This is a genomic window from Gordonia jacobaea, assembly GCF_965344965.1.
GTDB classification, from domain to species: domain Bacteria; phylum Actinomycetota; class Actinomycetes; order Mycobacteriales; family Mycobacteriaceae; genus Gordonia; species Gordonia jacobaea.
The window spans coordinates 469,180-488,179 of sequence record NZ_CBDRLS010000004.1 but is presented as its reverse complement, the minus strand read 5'-3'; the positions used below and the strand labels follow the sequence as shown (position 1 = coordinate 488,179).

Below are 19,000 nucleotides of genomic sequence, written 5' to 3'. Positions count from 1 at the left end.
TTGAACGGTGAGCACAGCCGACGACACCACGACGACTCAGGTCTCAACACAACCGATCAGTGCGATTCCTGGTGCGCCGCCCGCGGCAACTCTCGAACCGGGCGAGTCAGCCGATCTTCCTGAGGACAGATATCTCAATCGCGAGCTGAGTTGGCTCGACTTCAATTCGCGTGTCCTCGCCCTCGCCGAGGACACGTCGATCCCGCTGCTCGAACGCGCGAAGTTCCTCGCCATCTTCGCGTCGAACCTCGACGAGTTCTTCATGGTCCGCGTCGCGGGTCTCAAGCGCCGTGACGAAACCGGCCTGTCGGTCCGTTCAGCCGACGGACTCTCCCCACGCGAACAATTGCTGCGCATCGCCGGCCGCACTCAGACTCTTGCCGACCGGCACGCCAGAGTGTTTCTCGACTCGGTGCGTCCTGCCTTGGCGGACAACGACATCTACGTCGTCGGGTGGTCGGAACTCACCGAGGCCCAGCAGGCCCGGATGGTCGAGTACTTCCACGATGACGTGTTCCCGGTGCTGACGCCCCTCGCCGTCGATCCCGCCCACCCCTTCCCCTACATCAGCGGACTGAGCCTCAACCTCGCTGTCACCGTGCGCGACGCGGGCGAAGGCGGCGAGCACTTCGCGCGAGTCAAGGTGCCCGACAACGTCAATCGGTTCGTCCGTGTCGATCGACTGATGCCGCCGAGCACAGAGAAAGACGGAAAAGGACATCGCACCGCGATCTTCCTGCCGATGGAAAATCTGATCGCCGCCAATCTCGGACATCTGTTCCCCGGCATGGAGATCGTGGAGCATCACGCGTTCCGCATCACGCGCAACGCAGACTTCGAGGTCGAAGAGGATCGCGACGAAGACCTGCTCCAGGCGCTCGAACGTGAACTCGCACGGCGCCGGTTCGGTTCGCCGGTCCGACTCGAGGTCGCCGACGACATGACCGAGCACATGCTCGAACTCCTCCTGCGTGAACTCGACGTCAACCCCGCAGACGTCATCCAGGTTCCCGGGCTGCTCGACCTGGCGTCGCTGTTCGAGATCGGCTCACTCGACCGGCCACAGCTCAAGGACCCGCCGTTCGTTCCGTCGACGCATCCCGCCTTCGGCGAGCGGGAGACACCCAAGAGTGTGTTCTCGACGCTGCGCGAAGGCGACGTCCTCGTCCACCACCCCTACGATTCGTTCTCGACGAGCGTGCAGCGCTTCATCGAACAGGCCGCTGCCGACCCGCAGGTTCTCGCGATCAAGCAGACCCTGTATCGCACCTCGGGCGACTCGCCGATCGTCAACGCGCTCATCGACGCTGCCGAGGCAGGCAAGCAGGTCGTTGCGCTCGTCGAGATCAAGGCGCGCTTCGACGAACAGGCCAACATCAAGTGGGCGCGACAGCTCGAGCAGGCAGGCGTGCACGTCGTCTACGGCCTCGTCGGACTCAAAACCCACTGCAAGACATGCCTTGTGGTGCGTCGTGAGGGATCGTCGATCCGACGCTACTGCCACATCGGCACCGGCAACTACAACCCGAAGACCGCGCGGCTCTACGAGGACGTCGGGTTGTTCACTGCCGCACCGGACATCGGCGCCGACCTGACCGACCTGTTCAACACGCTCACCGGTTACTCCCGCAAACGCGAGTACCGCAACATCCTGGTCGCTCCCACCGGGGTTCGTTCCGGCATCGTCGAGCGCATCAACCGTGAGATCGAACTCAAGCACGAGGGCGATCCGCGCGCCCGAGTTCGGTTGAAGGCCAACGCTCTCGTCGACGAGCAGGTGATCGATGCCCTGTACCGCGCATCACAGAACGGTGTTCCGGTAGAGATCGTCGTGCGTGGAATCTGCGCCTTGCGTCCCGGGATGCCGGGCGTCAGCGACAACATTCATGTGCGCTCGATCCTCGGCCAATTCCTCGAACACTCACGCATCTTCCACTTCGGGGCGCAGGATGAGTATTGGATCGGTAGCGCCGACATGATGCACCGCAACCTCGATCGACGCATCGAGGTGATGGTGCAGGTGCGCGACGACCGACTCACCGCTGAACTCGGCGACATCTTCGATTCGGCACTCGACCCCCGCACGCGATGCTGGGTCCTGCAGTCGGACGGTAGCTGGCGGGCCTCACCCGCTGCGGGCGAGGAGGTACGCGACCATCAGCGACAGATGATGCGGCGTACCCGACGTCGCGACGCGGGCATGTGACGAGGCCACCCTTTTCGTAACCTTCGGCCACTAACATCACAGGCAATGTCTAAGACACACAAGACGATCTGGGCTGCTGGCGGCGTGCTGTGGCGGCCGCGGGAGAACAACAGTGTCGAGATCGGTGTGATCCATCGACCTCGCTACGACGACTGGACGCTTCCCAAGGGGAAGATCGAAGCCGACGAGACACTGGTCATGACCGCGGTCCGCGAGATCGGCGAGGAGACCGGCTACCGCGTACGCGTGGGCAGGTATCTCCGCGACGTCAGCTACAACATCTCGAGCGGCCGAAAGCGCGTGCGCTACTGGTCGGCTCGAGCCGTCGGCGGAGATTTCGTCGAGAACCATGAAGTCGACGAGATGGAGTGGCTCGGCGTCGACGCCGCCGAGCGTCTTCTGAGCTACTCGCAGGATCGCCGCGTACTACGTGAATTCTTAAGGCTCCCAGCCGATCTCGATACACTGGTGCTGGTTCGCCACGCCAAGGCGGGCAGTCGCTCCAGGTATCACGGCGACGACAGGCTGCGTCCACTCGACGCCGAAGGACGCGCACAGGCCGACGCGCTGTCGGTGATGCTTCCCGCGTTCGGTACCAACGAGATCCACAGCGCCGACCGGACCAGGTGCGAACAAACCCTTGCACCGACCGCGCGTGCGTTGGGGGTGCCGATCATCATGGAATCGACGCTGTCAGAAGAGGCTTTTCGCGACGACCCCGTTGCCGCGCAACGACGCATCGTCGACCTCGCGACCGACTCGGGACCCGTCGTGCGCGCAGTGTGCAGTCAGGGCAAGGTGATTCCGCCCCTCATGGAGTGGTGGGGCAAACAGGACGGCGCCTCGTTGCCTGCCGCGCGCAATCGCAAGGCGAGCGCGTGGGTGGTGTCGACACATCAGGGCAAGCTCGTCGCCGCCGACCATATCGACAGTCCACTCCCCCACCGCGACGTGGAATGACCTGTCACACGGGTTAATCGGTCCGGATACACCTCACCCCCGACGGGGGAAGGCCATCGGGGGTGAGTTGAGGGTGTGTACTCGACGCTGCTGACTCTCAGCGACGGGTGGTCTTCTTGGCGGCTGTCTTCTTGGCCGTCGTCTTCTTTGCCGGCGTGGCCGTGGTCTTCTTGGCCGCGGTGGTGGTCTTCTTGGCCGGCGTGGTCTTCTTTGCCGCGGTGGTCTTCTTCGCCGCGGTGGTGGTCTTCTTGGCCGGCGTGGTCTTCTTTGCCGCGGTGGTCTTCTTCGCCGCGGTGGTGGTCTTCTTGGCCGGCGTGGTCTTCTTGGCCGCGGTCGTCGTCTTCTTCGCAGCGGTGGTCTTCTTCGCCGCGGTACCTGTCGACTTCTTTGCCGCAGTGGTCTTCTTGGCCGCAGTGCCCGTGGTGGCCGCGCTGCCACGCTTCACGGCAGGACCCGACGAGGCGAGCTTCTGCTTGCCGGAGACGACTGCCTTGAACTGAGCGCCGGGACGGAACGCGGGCACCGATGTCGCGCGGACCTTCACGGTCTCACCCGTGCGCGGGTTGCGCGCGACGCGCGGTGCGCGACGACGCTTCTCGAAGACACCGAAGCCGGTGATGGTGACGCTCTCACCCTTGTTGACTGCGCGCACGATCGAATCGACCAACTGCTCGACCGCCTGGGTCGCGGTCTTTCGATCCGTGTCGAGTTTTACTGTCAGCTCATCGATGAGCTCTGCCTTGTTCATTGGATACCTCCGCAAGCCGATCTGGCCCTCTTATCAGGCCAGCTACCACCACACGGTAAACGTCGACGCCGAAAACTTCCATCTTCCACGCCAATTAGCGCGACGTGTCACCAATTCGTCACGCTTTCGGGCACTTCCGTCGTGGTATCGCGGAAAGGCTTATGCAGAGCCTTAAATCAGAGCGGCAATGTTGTCGGCTTCCATGACGGGCGACGCTGCTCATACTCAGAAATCGCGTCTACCTGCCGTAATGTCAGGCCGATGTCGTCGAGGCCCTCCATCAGACGCCACCGCGTGTAGTCATCAATTGTCAACGGCACCACGAGGTCTCCCGCGGTCACGGTCCGATCTTCGAGGCTCACAGTCAGTTCGAGACCCGGCTGCTCTTCGAGACGCTTCCAGATCAGTTCGACGTCGGATTGCTCGACCTGCGCGGCGACGAGGCCGGCCTTTCCGGCGTTGCCGCGGAAGATGTCTGCGAACCGCGACGAGATGACGACGCGAAACCCGAAGTCCGACAGTGCCCAGACGGCGTGCTCACGTGACGAGCCGGTGCCGAAGTCGGGACCCGCGACCAGAACCGAGCCGCGGTTCCAGGGCTCGACGTTGAGGATGAAGTCGGGGTCGGTCCGCCAGCCGGCGAACAGTCCGTCCTCAAAACCCGTGCGGGTCACGCGCTTCAGGTAGACGGCGGGGATGATCTGGTCGGTGTCGACGTTGCTTCGACGCAGCGGAACGCCGATGCCTGTGTGGGTGATGAACGGTTCCATGGTGTGTGCCTCTTGCGATCTGGGAGTTGGCTTCGGTGATGGCGGAGTCAGACGGCGCGTCGCGCGCCCGTCACAGATCCGCGGGCGACGACAGCGTGCCTCGCACAGCCGTTGCCGCGGCAACGGCGGGTGACACGAGATGTGTACGGCCGCCCTTGCCTTGTCGCCCTTCGAAGTTGCGGTTCGACGTCGACGCGCAGCGCTCGCCGGGCGCGAGCTGATCTGGGTTCATTCCAAGACACATCGAGCATCCGGCCTGACGCCACTCCGCGCCTGCCGTGGTGAAGATCTCGCCGAGACCCTCCTCGTCGGCCTGCGCACGCACCCGCATCGAGCCCGGGACCACAAGCATCCGAACACCTTCGGCGACCGTCCGACCGTCGAGGATCTCGGCGACGGCACGCAGATCCTCGATCCGACCGTTCGTGCACGAGCCGACGAAGACGGTGTCGACGCTGATCTCGCGCAACGGGGTTCCCGGGGTGAGGTCCATGTACTCAAGGGCTTTCGACGCGGCGCCGGCCGCGTTCTCGTCGCCGAAGTCGGCCGGGTCCGGGACCGAAGCCGAGAGTGGCGCTCCCTGGCCGGGATTCGTACCCCATGTGACGAAGGGACTCAACGACGCGCCATCGATGTGCACTTCTTCGTCGAATTCGGCGCCGTCATCGGTGCGCAATGACTTCCAATACTCGACGGCCGCATCCCAATCCGCCCCCTTCGGAGCATTCGGACGGCCCTTGAGGAATTCGAAGGTGGTCTCGTCGGGAGCAATCATGCCCGCACGCGCACCCGCCTCGATCGACATGTTGCAGATCGTCATCCGCGCTTCCATCGAGAGATTCTCGATGGCGCTACCGCGATACTCGAGCACGTAGCCCTGTCCGCCACCCGTACCGATTTTGGCGATAACAGCCAGGATCAGATCCTTACTCGTGACACCGGGCGGCAACTCGCCGTCGACAGTGATGGCCATCGTCCGAAATGGTCGCAACGACAGCGTCTGCGTCGCGAGTACGTGCTCGACTTCCGATGTCCCGATTCCCATTGCGAGGGCACCGAAGGCACCGTGGGTCGACGTGTGGCTGTCACCGCAGACAACCGTCATTCCGGGCTGGGTCAGTCCCAGCTGAGGACCGACGACGTGAACGATGCCCTGTTCCTTGTCGCCCATGGGGTGCAGGCGGATACCGAACTCTTCACAGTTGCTTCGCAGGGTGTCGACCTGCGTGCGCGACACCGGGTCGGCGATGGGCAGGTTTGTGTCGACCGTCGGCACGTTGTGATCCTCGGTCGCGATCGTCAGGTCCGGCCGGTGGACGGGCCTGCCCGCGAGCCGCAGACCCTCGAATGCCTGCGGACTCGTGACCTCGTGAACGAGGTGGAGATCGATGAAGATCAGATCGGGGTCGTTGCCACCGTTCGCGTCTCCGCGTACGACGACGTGGTCGTCCCACACCTTCTCGGCGAGAGTACGAGGCTTACTTGCGCTGTTCGTCATCACTGCACTCATTCTGGCTGTAGCACTTGTGGTTTCGGGTGGGGTGCGGCGAGGGTCGGCGGGCTGTGCCGTCTCTCGCGTGCATCTCACGATGTGGACCGCTAGTATCGTCCTATGGGAAAGGATAGCGCACCGGAACCGCAGAGCGGAATCGGTGTCCTCGACAAGTCCGTGATCGTATTACGGGCCGTCGCGCAGGCTCCGGCCAACCTCACGGAGCTCTGCGAGCGCACCAACCTGCCACGGGCAACGGCCCATCGGTTGGCAGTCGGCCTGGAGACGCATCGCCTGCTCGCACGCAACGCCGCCGGACGGTGGTACCCCGGGCCGGCTCTGGGCGAATTGGCGTCGAGCGCGCACGATCCCATCCAGGAGGCCGCACTCATGGTGCTCCCCCGACTGCGTGAGATCACCGGCGAATCCGTTCAGGTCTATCGCCGTGAAGGCTCCGAACGCGTCTGCATCGCAGCCATGGAACCGCCAACGGGACTGCGCGACACCGTACCTGTGGGCACCCGCTTCCCGATGAGCGCCGGCTCGGCGGCCAAGGTCCTGCTCGCCTGGGCCGAACCGTCGACTCAGCGGGCACTTCTGCACGACAGCGTCTTCAGCGAACGTGCGCTCTACGAGATCCGCCGACGCGGCTGGGCGCAGAGCGCCGGCGAGCGAGCCGCGGGTGTCGCCAGCGTCTCGGCACCGCTGCGCGACGCCAACGGCGATGTCGTTGCGGCGATCTCGGTCTCCGGGCCGATCGATCGCATGGGCCGACGCCCGGGCGCGCGGTGGGCGGCCGATCTCCTCGCCGCCGCCGAGGCCATCCAGAAACGGTTAGTGCCAACCGCGCGAGGCTGATTCGGTTAGCGTCTGGGCATGGGAACAAACCAACGTCAACAGATCGTCATGTCCGACGCCGAGATCACCGACTTCGTCGAACGCAGTCGCACAGCAACTCTCGCGACCCACGGCGCCGACGGCGGCATCCACCTCGTCGCCATGTGGTACGGCGTCATCGACGGCGAGATCTGGTTCGAGACAAAGGCCAAGTCGCAGAAGGCGGTCAACCTCGGCCGCGACGCACGCTGTTCGGTCCTCATCGAGGACGGCGACACCTACGACACTCTGCGCGGCGTCGCATTTGAAGGACATGCGGAGATCTACGACGATCCCGACCATTGCCACCGCATCGGCGTGAGCGTCTGGGAGCGATACACCGGCCCCTACACCGACGAGATGAAGCCCTTCGTCGACCAGATGATGCACAAGCGCGTCGCCGTGCGGCTCGTCCCGTCCCGCGTTCGGTCCTGGGATCACCGGAAGCTGGGCCTCGACCCGATGCCGGTCGCCGGGTCGACGGCCGTCGTCGACACCTCATCGACCTCACCAGCCTGACTGGCGCATTCTGATTGACGCATTCTGATTGACGCATTTCGATTGACGCTCTCGATGGTGCGCAATAAAGGGCGGCAACGAAAAAGTGCACCTCTCCGAGGAGAGGTGCACTTTTTGTTGTAGCCCCGACGGGATTCGAACCCGCGCTACCGCCTTGAGAGGGCGGCGTCCTAGGCCGCTAGACGACGGGGCCAAGACTCGATATTCAGTTGTAAAAGCCAGGGTTTGGTGTCCCGGCTTTCGCTGGGGTACCAGGACTCGAACCTAGAATGGCGGTACCAGAAACCGCTGTGTTGCCAATTACACCATACCCCAAAGGTCTCGTTCTCCGTGAGGAAAACAACCTGCGATAGCCTAGCAGAGGCCGACCGGGTTACTACAAATCGCCTGGTCAGACCCGCTAACTGGCCACCTGGCCCACCGCCGAGCGGAGCCGCGCGAGGCTCTTGTCGCGTCCGAGCAACTCCATCGACTCGAACAGCGGCGGGCTGATGTGCGATCCGGTGATCGCCACCCGCACGGGTCCGAATGCCTTTCGTGGTTTGAGCTCGAGTCCGTCGACGAGCGCGGTCGTCAGGGCTTCCTGGATGGCATCGGTATTCCACTCGGCAAGCGAGGACAGCGTCGAGATCGCGGCGTCGAGGACCGGCGCGGCGTCGGCTCCGAGGTTCTTTGCTGCCGACTTCTCGTCGATCGCGAACTCGTCATCGCTGACGTAGAGGAACGAGATGAGCGGCCATGCCTCACCGAGAACCTGGATGCGGGTCTGGACCAGTTCTGCGATCGTGGCGAACTGCTCGTCGTCGATCGGATCGGTGAACAATCCCTGGGTGACCAGGTATGCCTTGAGCCTCGCCGCGAAGTCGTCGAGTTCGAGCATGCGGATGTGCTCCGCGTTGATCGCGTCGGCCTTCTTCTGATCGAAGCGTGCCGGGTTGGAGTTCACGTCGCGGACGTCGAATTTGTCGATCATCTGCTCGAGCGTGAACACGTCGGTCTCGTGGGAATAGCCCCACCCGAGCAGGGCGAGGTAGTTGAGCAGACCCTCCGGGAGGAACCCGCGGTCGCGATGGTGGAAGAGGTTCGACTGCGGGTCGCGCTTGGAGAGCTTTTTGTTGCCCTCCCCCATCACGAATGGCAGATGCCCGAATTCCGGGACGCGCTCGGCGACTCCGATTCGGATGAGCGCCTCATACAGCGCGATCTGACGGGGCGTCGACGAGAAAAGGTCTTCACCGCGCAGCACGTGGGTGATCTTCATCATCGCGTCGTCGACGGGATTGACGAGTGTGTAGAGCGGGTCGCCGTTGGCGCGGGTGAGTGCGAAGTCGGGAACGGTGCCGGCCTTGATGGTCGTCGGCCCGCGTACGAGATCGTTCCAGGTGATGTCGTGGTCGGGCATCGGAAGGCGGACAACAGCTTTGCGTCCCTCTGCGCGATAGGCCTCACGCTGTTCGTCGGTGAGGTCGCGGTCGAAGTTGTCGTAACCGAGCTTGGGGTCACGCCCTGCCGCGCGGTGGCGAGCCTCGACCTCCTCGGGCGTCGAGAACGCCTCGTAGGCCTCACCCGCGTCGAGGAGTTGCTTGACGACGTCCTGGTGGATGCCGCGACGCTCCGACTGTCGATAAGGCGCGTACGGGCCCCCGACCTCCGGGCCCTCGTCCCAGTCGAGCCCGAGCCAGCGCAGGGACTCGAGGATGGCGTCGTAGGATTCCTGGCTGTCGCGCGCGGCGTCGGTGTCTTCGATCCGGAAGACGAAGGTGCCCTTGTCATGACGCGCCTGGGCGAAGTTGAACAGCGCGGTCCGCACCATTCCGACGTGCGGTGTGCCCGTCGGCGACGGACAGAAACGGACACGGACTCCCTGCGCGCTGCTCATGGAGGTCAGCGTATCGAATGGGTACCGACCGCCGACCGCCTGCTCAGTCGCGGTGGCGACCGAGGAAGTCGACCAGCAGTCGATTCACCTCGGCCGGCTGCTCGAGATATCCGAAATGCCCGGCCTTCTCGACCTGCGCATACTCCGCTGTCGGGATCGCGTCGGCCACTTCGCGAGCGAGCTCGACAGGAAGCCGTCTGTCGTCGCTGAATCCGACGACCAGCGACGGGACGGCGATGCGTCGGTACGCGTCGAGTCGGTTGGGCTCGTTCGTGTGGATTCCGAGTTGCGCACGCATACCGGGCGTCATCTTCTGCTGCGAGAACATCATGACGTCGAGCCAGTCGCGGGTCGTGCGATCGTCGGCGAGTGTGTGTGCCGAGAGGTTCAGTTCGGCAGTGATCGCCGCCTCGTACTCGGGCGGCAGCTCGACCCCGTTGTCGTAGAGCGCACGCTCGCCCACCGAGAAGGTCTCCTGCAGAACGGTGGTGCGCCCATAGGTCGCCATCATCACCGCGCCGCGGACGAGATCCGGTCGCGCAAGCGCCAGCTCCTGCGTGATCCGTGCGCCGAGAGAGGTTCCGACGACGAATGCCGGTGCAATGCCGAGCGATGCGATCAGGCTCGCGGTGTCGGCGACCATGTCGTCGAGGGTGAAGCCGTCGGCACACTCCGACGATGGCGCGATCCCGCGATTGTCGAATGTGACGACCTCGTACCCCGCTTTCACAAGCGCGGGAACCTGATTGGCCTTCCACACCCGCCCGGGGCCGCCGCTGCCCATCACCATCACGACGGCGGGACCCGTCCCCGTGCGCTCGTAGGCGATCTCTATTCCGTTGACGCGTGCGACGCCCGATCCACTCACGGCTTGTCGACCACCGGATTGCTCAAGGTGCCGATGCCCTCGACCGTGACCGAAACACGTTGTCCGGCAACCATCGGACCGATTCCCTCGGGAGTTCCGGTGAGTATCACGTCGCCCGGGAGCAGAGTCATCACGCGTGAGACCCATTCCACCAGTGCGCCGACGTCGTGAAGCATCAGCGACGTGCGACTGCGTTGACGTACCTCGCCGTCGAGCTCGGTGGTGATCGCAGCGTCGGACGGGTCGAACGTGGTCTCGATCCAGGGTCCGAGCGGGCAGAAGGTGTCATACCCCTTGGCGCGCGTCCATTGGCCGTCGATCTTCTGCTGATCGCGCGCGGTCACATCGTTGGCGACGGTGTAGCCGAGGATCGCAGAGGCGGCGTCGGCAGCCTTCACGTCCTTGCACGGGCGTCCGATCACGACCGCGAGTTCGCCCTCGAAGTCGACACGTTCCGACGACGGCGGACGCACGATCGGCACCTCGGGTCCGACGATGGAGGTGTTGGGTTTGAGGAAGATCACAGGACTCTCCGGCGCTTCCGAGCCCATTTCGGCGGCGTGTGCCGCGTAGTTCTTCCCGACGCAGATCACCTTGGACGCGAGGATCGGCGCCAGCAATCGAACGTCGGCCAAAGGCCACGATCTGCCCGTGAACGTCGGTGTACCAAAGGGATGTTCGGCGATTTCCTTGGCGATCGAGGAGCCACCTGACTCTTCGATCGAGACGAAAGCCACACCATCAGGACTCGCAATTCGGCCAAGACGCATACCTAGAACACTAGCGCACACATCGCGTCCACTCTGTGGGACGTGAAATTGAGCCGACGTCGCATCAGTCTTAGAATGTGAACTCTGCATCTCATTATTTGAGAGCTTCGAGATGCGCGACGACGCCACCTGGCCACCGCTGCCAGGACACACCCGAGGGAGGTCCGCGATGACGACCACGTCCACCATCACCAACACCAGGCGCTGGACCATGCTCGCGTGCTCGCTCATCGCCGCGATGACGACTGCTGTTGTCGTGGGAGGTGTCGCCTACCTCATCCCCGCGCTACACACCCAGCAGGGCATGTCGCTCGCCCAGGCCTCTGTGCTGGCCACGATCCCGACGATCGGCCTCATGATCGCGATCGTCGGCTGGGGCACGCTGCTCGATCGATACGGCGAGCGGACGATCCTGCTGATCTCGGTCTCCGTCACCCTTGTCGGCACATCCGCTGCCGCAATCACCGCGGCCGCCCAGGCGTCGTACGTCGCGATCGCGGCCTGTCTGTTCATCGCCGGAGTGGGTTCCGGTGCGGCCAACGGCGCGAGCGGACGCATCGTCGTCGGATGGTTTCCTCCCGAATTGCGTGGCACGGCAATGGGAATCAGGCAAATGGCACAGCCGCTCGGCATCGGCGTCTGCGCACTGACGATGCCAGTGATCGCCGCACGACACTCCGTCGCGGCCGCGCTGGCGGTGCCCGCTGTGGTGACCGCAATCGGTTTGGCTGCCGTCGTGTTCGGTGTGATCGATCCGCCCACACCGTCGACAACCGGCGCCACCGCCGCAGCGCAACGTCGAAACCCCTACCGCGAGAGCTGGTTTCTGGCGCGGGTCCACGCGGTCAGCGTCTTGTTGGTGATCCCGCAGCAGATGCTGTGGACATTCGTACCGACCTGGCTGATCGTCGCGCGGCACTGGTCACCCGCCGCAGCGGGCATTTTGGTGACGATAACCCAGGTGATCGGCGCGTTGGGCAGGATCGCGGCCGGTCGCTGGTCGGATGCCTGGTTGTCACGGATGCGGCCGATTCGGCTGATAGCGCTCGGCGCGGCGGCGGCGATGGCGCTGCTCGCCGTCACCGACTGGCTGCACACGCCGTTGGCGCCCGCATTGATGATGATTGCCTCGGTGATCACGGTTGCCGACAACGGTCTCGCATTCACCGCGATCGCCGAATATGCAGGGCCGCAGTGGAGTGGCCGCGGACTCGCTATTCAGAACACCGCCCAGTACCTGGCAACGGCGGCGACCACACCCCTCTTCGGACTTCTGATCGGCGCCGCAGGATTTCCGCTCGCCTTTCTCGTCAGCGCTGTCGCTCCCGCCGTGGCGACCCCACTCATCCCGAAAGACGCAGTGCCGCAAGAGGAGTTGGTCGCCTGACTGCGCGACACATTTCACCACCGGGTGAGACACTCATCGATGCGAGGATGCCTGCGCGAGACTCGCATTCACCAACCCTGCGGCCTGCTGCGCATCGGGAACGACGACGAGTTGACGGCTTCCGTCGGTTCGAGTGATCAACAGAGCCGGGCCTGACCGCAGGACGATCCCGCGTACCCCACGCAACCGCCCATGCACACAGAGCCGCTCGCCGTAACCACCGAAGTCGCGCAACGCTTTGACCTGAGTGACCTCAGCGCGCACGACGTCACTCATCGGGACGGTCATCCGAGGCCATCCGACAACGCCTCGCACGGCGATTCGCTCCCGATCAACAGTCACGCGGGCAGACCACAGGATCGCGCCGGCCAACGCGGCGATGACACCCGGCAGCAACAACCATGGCTCCCGCAGGAGCACCGCGAGCATGACGATCGACACCAGCACAAGGCCGAGGACGACCAGCGAACCCGCCGACGTCGATACCCGACGCTGCCACAAAAAGCGCTCTCCCACTGCGAGTTCGGCCATGGGTAGTTCGCCGACCGGCACAGGTGCTGCCTGCTGGGTCGGGCGCACCAGCGCAGCGGTGATCAGACCCACGACCAGTCCGATCACTCCCGCGACGGCGAGTTCGATTGCCGGAATACCGATCTCGTACACCGTGGCGGTACCGCGTTGGGAGCCAACGCTACCCACGATCCCGAGCACCATGAACACGGTCAGTCCGTTGACGAGTGCGAGCGCCAGTCGTAGCAGCCTACCGTCACGTATGAACCATCCTGCCGCACCTCCGAGAACCGCGCCGAGAACCGCAATCACCACCACGGAGGCGACGACGCCGATCACACTCATCGTGCCGTCGACTCCGTGTGAGTTCCAATGCGTAGCAATCTCTTTCGGCAGCTCCGCACACCAGATCCGCAAGAGCACCAGCGCGACGGCGAGCACCGCGATCGACGGCAGCGTGCCCAACAGGACGGCTGCCACCCTCCCCGAACGGCGTTGAGACGACGGATGGTTCATGACATCCTCCTGGTGATTTCGACGTTCAGTTCCGCTGGCCCGACTCCGAGGCGGCGGGCCGCGTCGACGAGTCGGTCCAGCGCATCAGCGAGTTCGGCATTGCGCGGCGCATCGCCGGAGACCACAGCACCTCGGCCCCTGCGGAGCTCGACCAGTCCTTCGTCGCGCAATTCCTGGTAGGCGCGCAACACGGTGTGGATATTGACGTCGAGCGATGCAGCGAGGTCGCGAGCGGACGGAAGCCGCTCACCCTGGGTCAGCTCTCCCCGCGCGATGCCGCCACGTACCGACGCGGCGATCTGGGTGAAGATCGGCGCGCGATCTGCGGTATCGATGCGGATGAGCACGCCCCAATCATATAGTTCTAGTTCAAATAGAACAACTATCGTCGCCGGGTCGATCTGCTGCGCGCTGCGCTGCGCAGAAAGTTACGTCCCGTGGGTCGCTCGTATGTACCGGTACATGCGGATGTCCCGAGGGAGGTCGTTTTCTGCGGGTGAAAGTAGCGGGTGAAAGTATCTGCGGGGGTTGAGCCAGTGCCCACAAACGACTCGGGCCGGAACCCGAAGGTTCCGGCCCGAGAAGTGGACAGCTGACTAGAGACGATCCAGGATGCGCTTGCCGATCTCGCCGGTCGACAGCGTCGCGCCGTCGCGGTCGAGAAGATCGTCGGCGACGGCCTTTTCGACGCGGCGCGCCTCGTCGGCGTATCCGAGGTGATCAAGCAGGAGCGCCACCGACAGGATTGCCGCGGTCGGGTCGGCCTTCTGCTGCCCGGCGATGTCGGGAGCGCTGCCGTGCACCGGCTCGAACATCGAGGGGTTGGTGCCCGTTGCGTCGATGTTGCCCGACGCCGCCAGGCCGATGCCGCCGCTGACCGCTGCCGCGATGTCGGTGATGATGTCGCCGAACAGGTTGTCGGTGACGATCACGTCGAACCGGCCCGGATCGGTCACGAGGTAGATCGTCGCGGCGTCGACGTGGCAGTAGTCGACGCTCACGTCGGGGTACTCCGCGGCGACGGCGTCGACGGTGCGACTCCACAACGATCCCGCGAAGGTCAGCACGTTGGTCTTGTGGACCAGCGTCAGATGCTTACGACGGTTGGTCGCACGCTCGAAGGCGTTGCGCACCACTCGTTCCACCCCGTAGCGGGTGTTGACGCTGACCTCGGTCGCGACCTCGTGCGGGGTGTCGACGCGGATCGCTCCACCGTTTCCGGTGTACGGCCCCTCCGTGCCCTCGCGGACCACGACGAAGTCGATGTCCGGGTCGCCCGCCAACGGCGAGGTCACCCCCGGGAAGCGATGCGACGGCCGCAGATTGACGTGATGGTCGAGCGCGAACCGCATCTTGAGCAGCAGGCCGCGTTCGAGCACTCCCGAGGGCACCGACGGATCGCCGATGGCGCCGAGGAGGATCGCGTCGTGCTCACGTAGCGACGCCAGATCGTCGTCGGTGAGCAGTTCTCCGTTGCGGTGGTAGCGACGAGCACCGAGGTCGTACTCGGTGACCGCCACGTCGGGCACGAGCGTCGTCAAAACTCCGAGTGCCTCGGAGATGACCTCCGGGCCGATGCCATCTCCGGCGATGACCGCGAGTTTCATGACAGATCCACCTGCTCGATCAGAGTGGAGTCGACAGCGTTCGAGATCTCGGCGACCACGGCGTCGTCGACCTTCGTGCTCACGCGCAGCATCATGGTCGCGCCGCCGCCGTCCGCGTCCTGCGAGAGCGCCGCGGCGAGGATGTCGATACCCGCGTTTCCGAGCAGCGTACCGATCTTGCCCAGCGAACCGGGCTGGTCGACGTAGCTGACGAGCAGGTTGAGGCCCTCGGCCCGCAGGTCGAAGTTGCGGCCGTTGATGTTGACGATCTTCTCGACCTGGCGCGGCTCTGTGACGGCACCCGAGACGTTCTGCACCGAGCCATCGGCGTACACGGCCTTGACGTCGACGACGCTGCGGTGGCTGGGGCTCTCGGTGTTGGTGACGACCTCGCTGGTCACGCCACGCTCGGCAGCAACCGTGGGCGCGTTGACGAAGGTCACGGGCTCGTCGAGTGCGGCGGAGAAGAGTCCACGAAGGGCAGACAGTGCGAGGACGTCGACGTTGCTCGACGCGAGCTCACCGCGAACGTCGACGACGATCGACGACGGCAGTTCGCTGCTCAGGGCACCGATCAGCACGCCGAGCTTGCGCGACATCTCCAGCCACGGAGCGACCTCTTCGTCGACGGCTCCACCGGTGATGTTGACCGCGTCGGGAACGAAGTGACCTGCCAGCGCGAGACGCACGCTCTTGGCGACGTCGGTACCTGCGCGATCCTGCGCCTCACTGGTCGACGCACCGAGGTGCGGCGTGACGACGACCTGCGGCAGCTCGAACAGCGGCGAATCGGTGCACGGCTCGGTGGCGAAGACGTCGAGGCCCGCGGCACGCACCTGCCCCGAGGTGATCGCGTCGGCGAGAGCCTGCTCGTCGACGAGCCCACCGCGGGCGGCGTTGACGATGATCACGCCCTTCTTGGTGCGCGCGAGCTGGTCGGCGCCGATCAACCCGAGGGTCTCCGGCGTCTTCGGCAGGTGCACGGTGACGAAGTCGGCACGCTCGAGCAGTTCGTCGAGGCTGACCAATTCGATGCCCAGCTGCGCCGCACGCGCGGGCGAGACGTAGGGGTCGTAAGCGATGACGTGCGTCTCGAACGCGGCGAGACGCGCGGCGACGAGCTGGCCGATGCGACCGAGCCCGACGACGCCGACCGTCTTGTCGAAGATCTCGACGCCGTTGAACGACGAACGCTTCCAGGTGTGCTCACGCAGGGTCGCGTCGGCGGCGGGGATCTGACGGGCGGCCGAGAGCAGCAAGGAGACCGCGTGCTCGGCGGCGGTGTGGATGTTGGAGGTGGGGGCGTTGACAACCATCACGCCACGCGCGGTCGCGGCAGGTACGTCGACGTTGTCGAGACCCACGCCTGCGCGGGCGATGATCTTGAGGTTCTTGCCCGCCTCGAGCACCTCCTCGTCGACGGTGGTGGCGGACCGCACGAGGATTGCGTCCGCGTCGACCACTGCCTCGAGGAGCTTGGGACGGTCAGGGCCGTCGACCCACCGCACCTCGACGCCATCGCCGAGCGCTTCCACGGTCGAGGGGGCCAGTTTGTCGGCGATCAGGACGACCGGACTGCCAGCTGAGGTCACAGTGAATTCTCCGTAGATCGGTTACACAGGAATCGAGACGCCGAAGACGTGTCGACATGTCGAGGGACGTGATCGAAGCGCCAAGGACGTACGGGACTCAGCTTAGAGGGGCGTCCGAGGCGCCTGAACAGCCGGTCTGCGTCGTCGAAGCACTTACTCAGGAAACACCTGTACATTGTGATCGTCATTACGCGGCTGGCGATCGTCAACACGAGTCATCACGAGCAGGTTGCAAAGCAACCGCATCTGGATTCCATGTGCAGATCGTCTTGGCCGCTGACCGTTACGGTGTGCATGACCCGCCGCTCAGGCGGGACCGGTGTTAACAAGAGTGGAGCATGTGAATGATGAGGAAGCTGACAGCGATGCTGGCTGTTCTCGCAGCGGTATTGCTTGCCGGCTGGGGGTCCGGTAGCGCCACTGCTGCCCCGGCAAAAATCTATCTCGGCGGCGGCTCGGGAATCCTGGTCCTCAAGGGAGGCAACAGCGCGGCCGCCTGCACCCTCACCACGATCGGCAACGCCAAGACCGGCGAGTTGATCGGTATCACCGCGGGCCACTGTGGCAAGCCGGGACAAAAGGTGGTCTCCGAGACGTTCCAGAGCCGCGGCCAGGCGGGCACCATCACCTATTCGGATCCCAAAGAAGACGTGGCGATCATCGAGTTCGACAGGAGCCGCGTCGTACCGCTGCGCACCGTCAACGGTGTGACGATCAACCGCATCGACCCCACGCCCCTCAGCTTCCCCACCATCGCGTGCAAGCAGGGTCGCACCACCGGTAACACCTGCGGCATCGCGTGGTTCTCCGACGGTGACGCTCACTTCTCACAGATCTGCGTCATCGAAGGCGATTCGGGCAGCCCCGTGGTTGTCGGCGACCGGCTCGTCGGCATGGTCAACGCGTACTACTTCGTCGGCTGCATCGGACCGGAGACCGGAACGAACATCGGCCCCGTGCTCGATTACGTGAAATCGACCCGGTACAAGGGTTTCTCGCTGATCTGATCGACTGACCCCAGAACCGACGCAACACCCCGAGGCAAGCAATTTGCCTCGGGGTGTTGCGTTTTCGCGTGAACGACTTCAGGTCGACGCCGAGCACCACCGCCGACGCGCACCCGCACAACGACACCCGCATAACGACACCGGCCCGGCTCCCTGACGGGAACCGGGCCGGCGCTGAGTGCTTGGTTATCAGGCGGTTTCGGTGATCGGACGATCCACCCAGCTCATCAGGTCGCGCAGCTTCTTGCCGGTGACCTCGATCGGGTGCTCGGCGTTCTTCTTACGCAGATCCTCGAGCTCCTTGTTGCCGCCCTCGACGTTGGCGACGAGGCGCTTGACGAAGGTGCCGTCCTGGATGTCGGAGAGGATGGCGCGCATGCGGTCCTTGGTGTCGGCGTCGATGACGCGCGGGCCCGACAGGTAGCCACCGAACTCGGCGGTGTCGGACACCGAGTAGTTCATGCGGGCGATGCCACCTTCGTAGATCAGGTCGACTATGAGCTTGAGCTCGTGCAGCACCTCGAAGTAGGCCATCTCGGGTGCGTAGCCCGCCTCGACCATGACCTCGAAGCCGGTCTTGATCAGTTCCTCGGTGCCACCGCAGAGCACAGCCTGCTCACCGAAGAGATCGGTCTCGGTCTCTTCCTTGAAGGTCGTCTTGATGACACCGGCGCGGCCACCACCGATGGCCGAGGCGTACGACAGTGCGAGCGCCTGTCCCTCACCCTTGGGGTCCTGGTCGACGGCGATGAGGGCGGGAACGCCCTTGCCGTCGACGAACTGACGACGCACGAGGTGGCCGGGGCCCTTCGGGGCAACCATCGCGACGGTGACGTTCTCCGGAGCCTTGATCAGGCCGAAGTGGATGTTGAGGCCGTGGCCGAAGAACAGCGCGTCGCCGTCCTTGAGGTTCGGCTCGATGTCCTCGGTGAAGATCTTGGCCTGCGAGGTGTCGGGTGCGAGCAGCATGATGACGTCGGCCCACTCGGCGGCCTCGGCGTTCGACATGACCTTGAGGCCCTGCTCTTGCGCCTTCTCGCGCGACTTGGAGCCCTCACGCAGGCCGATCGCCACGTCGACGCCGGAGTCGCGCAGCGACAGCGAGTGCGCGTGGCCCTGGCTGCCGTAGCCGATCACAGCAACCTTGCGGCCCTGGATGATCGACAGATCGGCATCGTCGTCATAGAACAATTCGATCGCCACAGTTGGATTCCCTTCGATATCTACTTGTGCCCCAGTCGAAGTGGTCTCGAGGCGGGGGCTCGTATGTTGTCTTACGACAGGTTGTTTTCT

17 protein-coding genes and 2 tRNA genes are annotated in these 19,000 nt (G+C 64.5%); 6 read left to right on the top strand and 13 right to left on the bottom strand.

What is annotated here, in order from left to right:
- Positions 1 to 7: 7 nt before the first annotated feature.
- Both ACRVY7_RS16410 and ACRVY7_RS16405 read left to right on the top strand, forming a co-directional pair.
- On the top strand, positions 8 to 2,206 hold the full coding sequence (locus tag ACRVY7_RS16410; protein WP_431817802.1) for an RNA degradosome polyphosphate kinase: 2,199 nt from the start codon (positions 8 to 10) through the stop codon (positions 2,204 to 2,206).
- A 45-nt stretch (positions 2,207 to 2,251) separates the two neighbouring features.
- Positions 2,252 to 3,166, top strand: coding sequence for an NUDIX hydrolase (locus tag ACRVY7_RS16405; protein WP_049698383.1), 915 nt, complete (start codon positions 2,252 to 2,254; stop codon positions 3,164 to 3,166).
- A 97-nt stretch (positions 3,167 to 3,263) separates the two neighbouring features.
- On the opposite strand, the gene ACRVY7_RS16400 is transcribed toward ACRVY7_RS16405, so the two are convergent.
- The 3 genes from ACRVY7_RS16400 to leuC form a co-directional block, all read right to left on the bottom strand.
- On the bottom strand, positions 3,264 to 3,914 hold the full coding sequence (locus ACRVY7_RS16400) for an HU family DNA-binding protein (protein WP_049698384.1): 651 nt from the start codon (positions 3,912 to 3,914) through the stop codon (positions 3,264 to 3,266).
- Between the two features lie 176 nt (positions 3,915 to 4,090).
- On the bottom strand, positions 4,091 to 4,684 hold the full coding sequence (leuD, locus tag ACRVY7_RS16395) for a 3-isopropylmalate dehydratase small subunit (RefSeq protein ID WP_049698385.1): 594 nt from the start codon (positions 4,682 to 4,684) through the stop codon (positions 4,091 to 4,093).
- Positions 4,685 to 4,754: 70 nt separating this feature from the next.
- On the bottom strand, positions 4,755 to 6,182 hold the full coding sequence (gene leuC, locus ACRVY7_RS16390) for a 3-isopropylmalate dehydratase large subunit (protein ID WP_049698614.1): 1,428 nt from the start codon (positions 6,180 to 6,182) through the stop codon (positions 4,755 to 4,757).
- Positions 6,183 to 6,296: 114 nt separating this feature from the next.
- Here leuC and ACRVY7_RS16385 point away from each other — a divergent pair, with 114 nt between their 5' ends.
- Positions 6,297 to 7,034 (top strand): IclR family transcriptional regulator, encoded by a 738-nt coding sequence (locus ACRVY7_RS16385; RefSeq protein ID WP_049698386.1) that lies wholly within the window; start codon positions 6,297 to 6,299, stop codon positions 7,032 to 7,034.
- Positions 7,035 to 7,052: 18 nt separating this feature from the next.
- Positions 7,053 to 7,571, top strand: a complete 519-nt coding sequence (locus ACRVY7_RS16380) for a pyridoxamine 5'-phosphate oxidase family protein (RefSeq protein WP_431817801.1) — start codon at positions 7,053 to 7,055, stop codon at positions 7,569 to 7,571.
- Between the two features lie 120 nt (positions 7,572 to 7,691).
- On the opposite strand, the gene ACRVY7_RS16375 is transcribed toward ACRVY7_RS16380, so the two are convergent.
- The 5 genes from ACRVY7_RS16375 to ACRVY7_RS16355 all read right to left on the bottom strand — a co-directional run bounded on the left by ACRVY7_RS16375 (position 7,692) and on the right by ACRVY7_RS16355 (position 11,088).
- A tRNA-Glu gene (locus tag ACRVY7_RS16375) sits at positions 7,692 to 7,764 on the bottom strand.
- Positions 7,765 to 7,814: 50 nt separating this feature from the next.
- Positions 7,815 to 7,886, bottom strand: a tRNA-Gln gene (locus ACRVY7_RS16370).
- An 85-nt stretch (positions 7,887 to 7,971) separates the two neighbouring features.
- A complete protein-coding gene (gltX, locus tag ACRVY7_RS16365) occupies positions 7,972 to 9,450 on the bottom strand; it encodes a glutamate--tRNA ligase (protein WP_431817800.1) in 1,479 nt (492 codons plus the stop codon).
- Between the two features lie 43 nt (positions 9,451 to 9,493).
- Positions 9,494 to 10,318: an alpha/beta fold hydrolase gene (locus ACRVY7_RS16360; RefSeq protein WP_431817799.1), complete on the bottom strand. Its 825-nt coding sequence runs from the start codon at positions 10,316 to 10,318 to the stop codon at positions 9,494 to 9,496.
- The gene (locus tag ACRVY7_RS16355; protein ID WP_431817798.1) at positions 10,315 to 11,088 is read right to left on the bottom strand and encodes a fumarylacetoacetate hydrolase family protein; all 774 of its coding nucleotides are present in this window, start codon (positions 11,086 to 11,088) and stop codon (positions 10,315 to 10,317) included. The genes ACRVY7_RS16360 and ACRVY7_RS16355 overlap by 4 nt, the downstream gene beginning before the upstream one ends.
- A 169-nt stretch (positions 11,089 to 11,257) precedes the next feature.
- Here ACRVY7_RS16355 and ACRVY7_RS16350 point away from each other — a divergent pair, with 169 nt between their 5' ends.
- A complete protein-coding gene (locus tag ACRVY7_RS16350; protein WP_431817797.1) occupies positions 11,258 to 12,475 on the top strand; it encodes an MFS transporter in 1,218 nt (405 codons plus the stop codon).
- Between the two features lie 33 nt (positions 12,476 to 12,508).
- Here the strand turns inward: ACRVY7_RS16350 and ACRVY7_RS16345 are convergent, their stop codons facing one another.
- The 4 genes from ACRVY7_RS16345 to serA form a co-directional block, all read right to left on the bottom strand.
- Positions 12,509 to 13,501: a hypothetical protein gene (locus tag ACRVY7_RS16345; RefSeq protein ID WP_431817796.1), complete on the bottom strand. Its 993-nt coding sequence runs from the start codon at positions 13,499 to 13,501 to the stop codon at positions 12,509 to 12,511.
- Positions 13,498 to 13,848 carry a GntR family transcriptional regulator gene (locus ACRVY7_RS16340; protein WP_431817795.1) on the bottom strand — a complete coding sequence of 117 codons (351 nt, stop codon included), beginning with the start codon at positions 13,846 to 13,848 and terminating at the stop codon, positions 13,498 to 13,500. The genes ACRVY7_RS16345 and ACRVY7_RS16340 overlap by 4 nt, the downstream gene beginning before the upstream one ends.
- A 249-nt stretch (positions 13,849 to 14,097) precedes the next feature.
- Positions 14,098 to 15,108: a 3-isopropylmalate dehydrogenase gene (locus tag ACRVY7_RS16335; RefSeq protein ID WP_049698394.1), complete on the bottom strand. Its 1,011-nt coding sequence runs from the start codon at positions 15,106 to 15,108 to the stop codon at positions 14,098 to 14,100.
- Positions 15,105 to 16,700 carry a phosphoglycerate dehydrogenase gene (gene serA, locus ACRVY7_RS16330; RefSeq protein WP_431817794.1) on the bottom strand — a complete coding sequence of 532 codons (1,596 nt, stop codon included), beginning with the start codon at positions 16,698 to 16,700 and terminating at the stop codon, positions 15,105 to 15,107. Before serA ends, ACRVY7_RS16335 begins: the two co-directional genes overlap by 4 nt.
- Positions 16,701 to 17,044: 344 nt before the next feature.
- On the opposite strand from serA, the gene ACRVY7_RS16325 reads away from it, so the two are divergent.
- Positions 17,045 to 17,707, top strand: a complete 663-nt coding sequence (locus tag ACRVY7_RS16325; RefSeq protein ID WP_049698396.1) for a chymotrypsin family serine protease — start codon at positions 17,045 to 17,047, stop codon at positions 17,705 to 17,707.
- A gap of 189 nt (positions 17,708 to 17,896) precedes the next feature.
- Here the strand turns inward: ACRVY7_RS16325 and ilvC are convergent, their stop codons facing one another.
- Positions 17,897 to 18,910 carry a ketol-acid reductoisomerase gene (ilvC, locus tag ACRVY7_RS16320; protein WP_049698397.1) on the bottom strand — a complete coding sequence of 338 codons (1,014 nt, stop codon included), beginning with the start codon at positions 18,908 to 18,910 and terminating at the stop codon, positions 17,897 to 17,899.
- Positions 18,911 to 19,000: the final 90 nt, after the last annotated feature.

What these genes read in the sequence shown, in the direction of transcription:
- ACRVY7_RS16405 (WP_049698383.1), top strand. Translation starts at nt 2,252, where the DNA reads ATGTCTAAGACACACAAGACGATCTGGGCTGCTGGCGGCGTGCTGTGG.
- ACRVY7_RS16400 (WP_049698384.1), bottom strand. Translation starts at nt 3,914, where the DNA reads ATGAACAAGGCAGAGCTCATCGATGAGCTGACAGTAAAACTCGACACG.
- leuD (WP_049698385.1), bottom strand. Translation starts at nt 4,684, where the DNA reads ATGGAACCGTTCATCACCCACACAGGCATCGGCGTTCCGCTGCGTCGA.
- leuC (WP_049698614.1), bottom strand. Translation starts at nt 6,182, where the DNA reads ATGACGAACAGCGCAAGTAAGCCTCGTACTCTCGCCGAGAAGGTGTGG.
- ACRVY7_RS16385 (WP_049698386.1), top strand. Translation starts at nt 6,297, where the DNA reads ATGGGAAAGGATAGCGCACCGGAACCGCAGAGCGGAATCGGTGTCCTC.
- ACRVY7_RS16380 (WP_431817801.1), top strand. Translation starts at nt 7,053, where the DNA reads ATGGGAACAAACCAACGTCAACAGATCGTCATGTCCGACGCCGAGATC.
- gltX (WP_431817800.1), bottom strand. Translation starts at nt 9,450, where the DNA reads ATGAGCAGCGCGCAGGGAGTCCGTGTCCGTTTCTGTCCGTCGCCGACG.
- ACRVY7_RS16355 (WP_431817798.1), bottom strand. Translation starts at nt 11,088, where the DNA reads ATGCGTCTTGGCCGAATTGCGAGTCCTGATGGTGTGGCTTTCGTCTCG.
- ACRVY7_RS16350 (WP_431817797.1), top strand. Translation starts at nt 11,258, where the DNA reads ATGACGACCACGTCCACCATCACCAACACCAGGCGCTGGACCATGCTC.
- ACRVY7_RS16345 (WP_431817796.1), bottom strand. Translation starts at nt 13,501, where the DNA reads ATGAACCATCCGTCGTCTCAACGCCGTTCGGGGAGGGTGGCAGCCGTC.
- ACRVY7_RS16335 (WP_049698394.1), bottom strand. Translation starts at nt 15,108, where the DNA reads ATGAAACTCGCGGTCATCGCCGGAGATGGCATCGGCCCGGAGGTCATC.
- ACRVY7_RS16325 (WP_049698396.1), top strand. Translation starts at nt 17,045, where the DNA reads ATGATGAGGAAGCTGACAGCGATGCTGGCTGTTCTCGCAGCGGTATTG.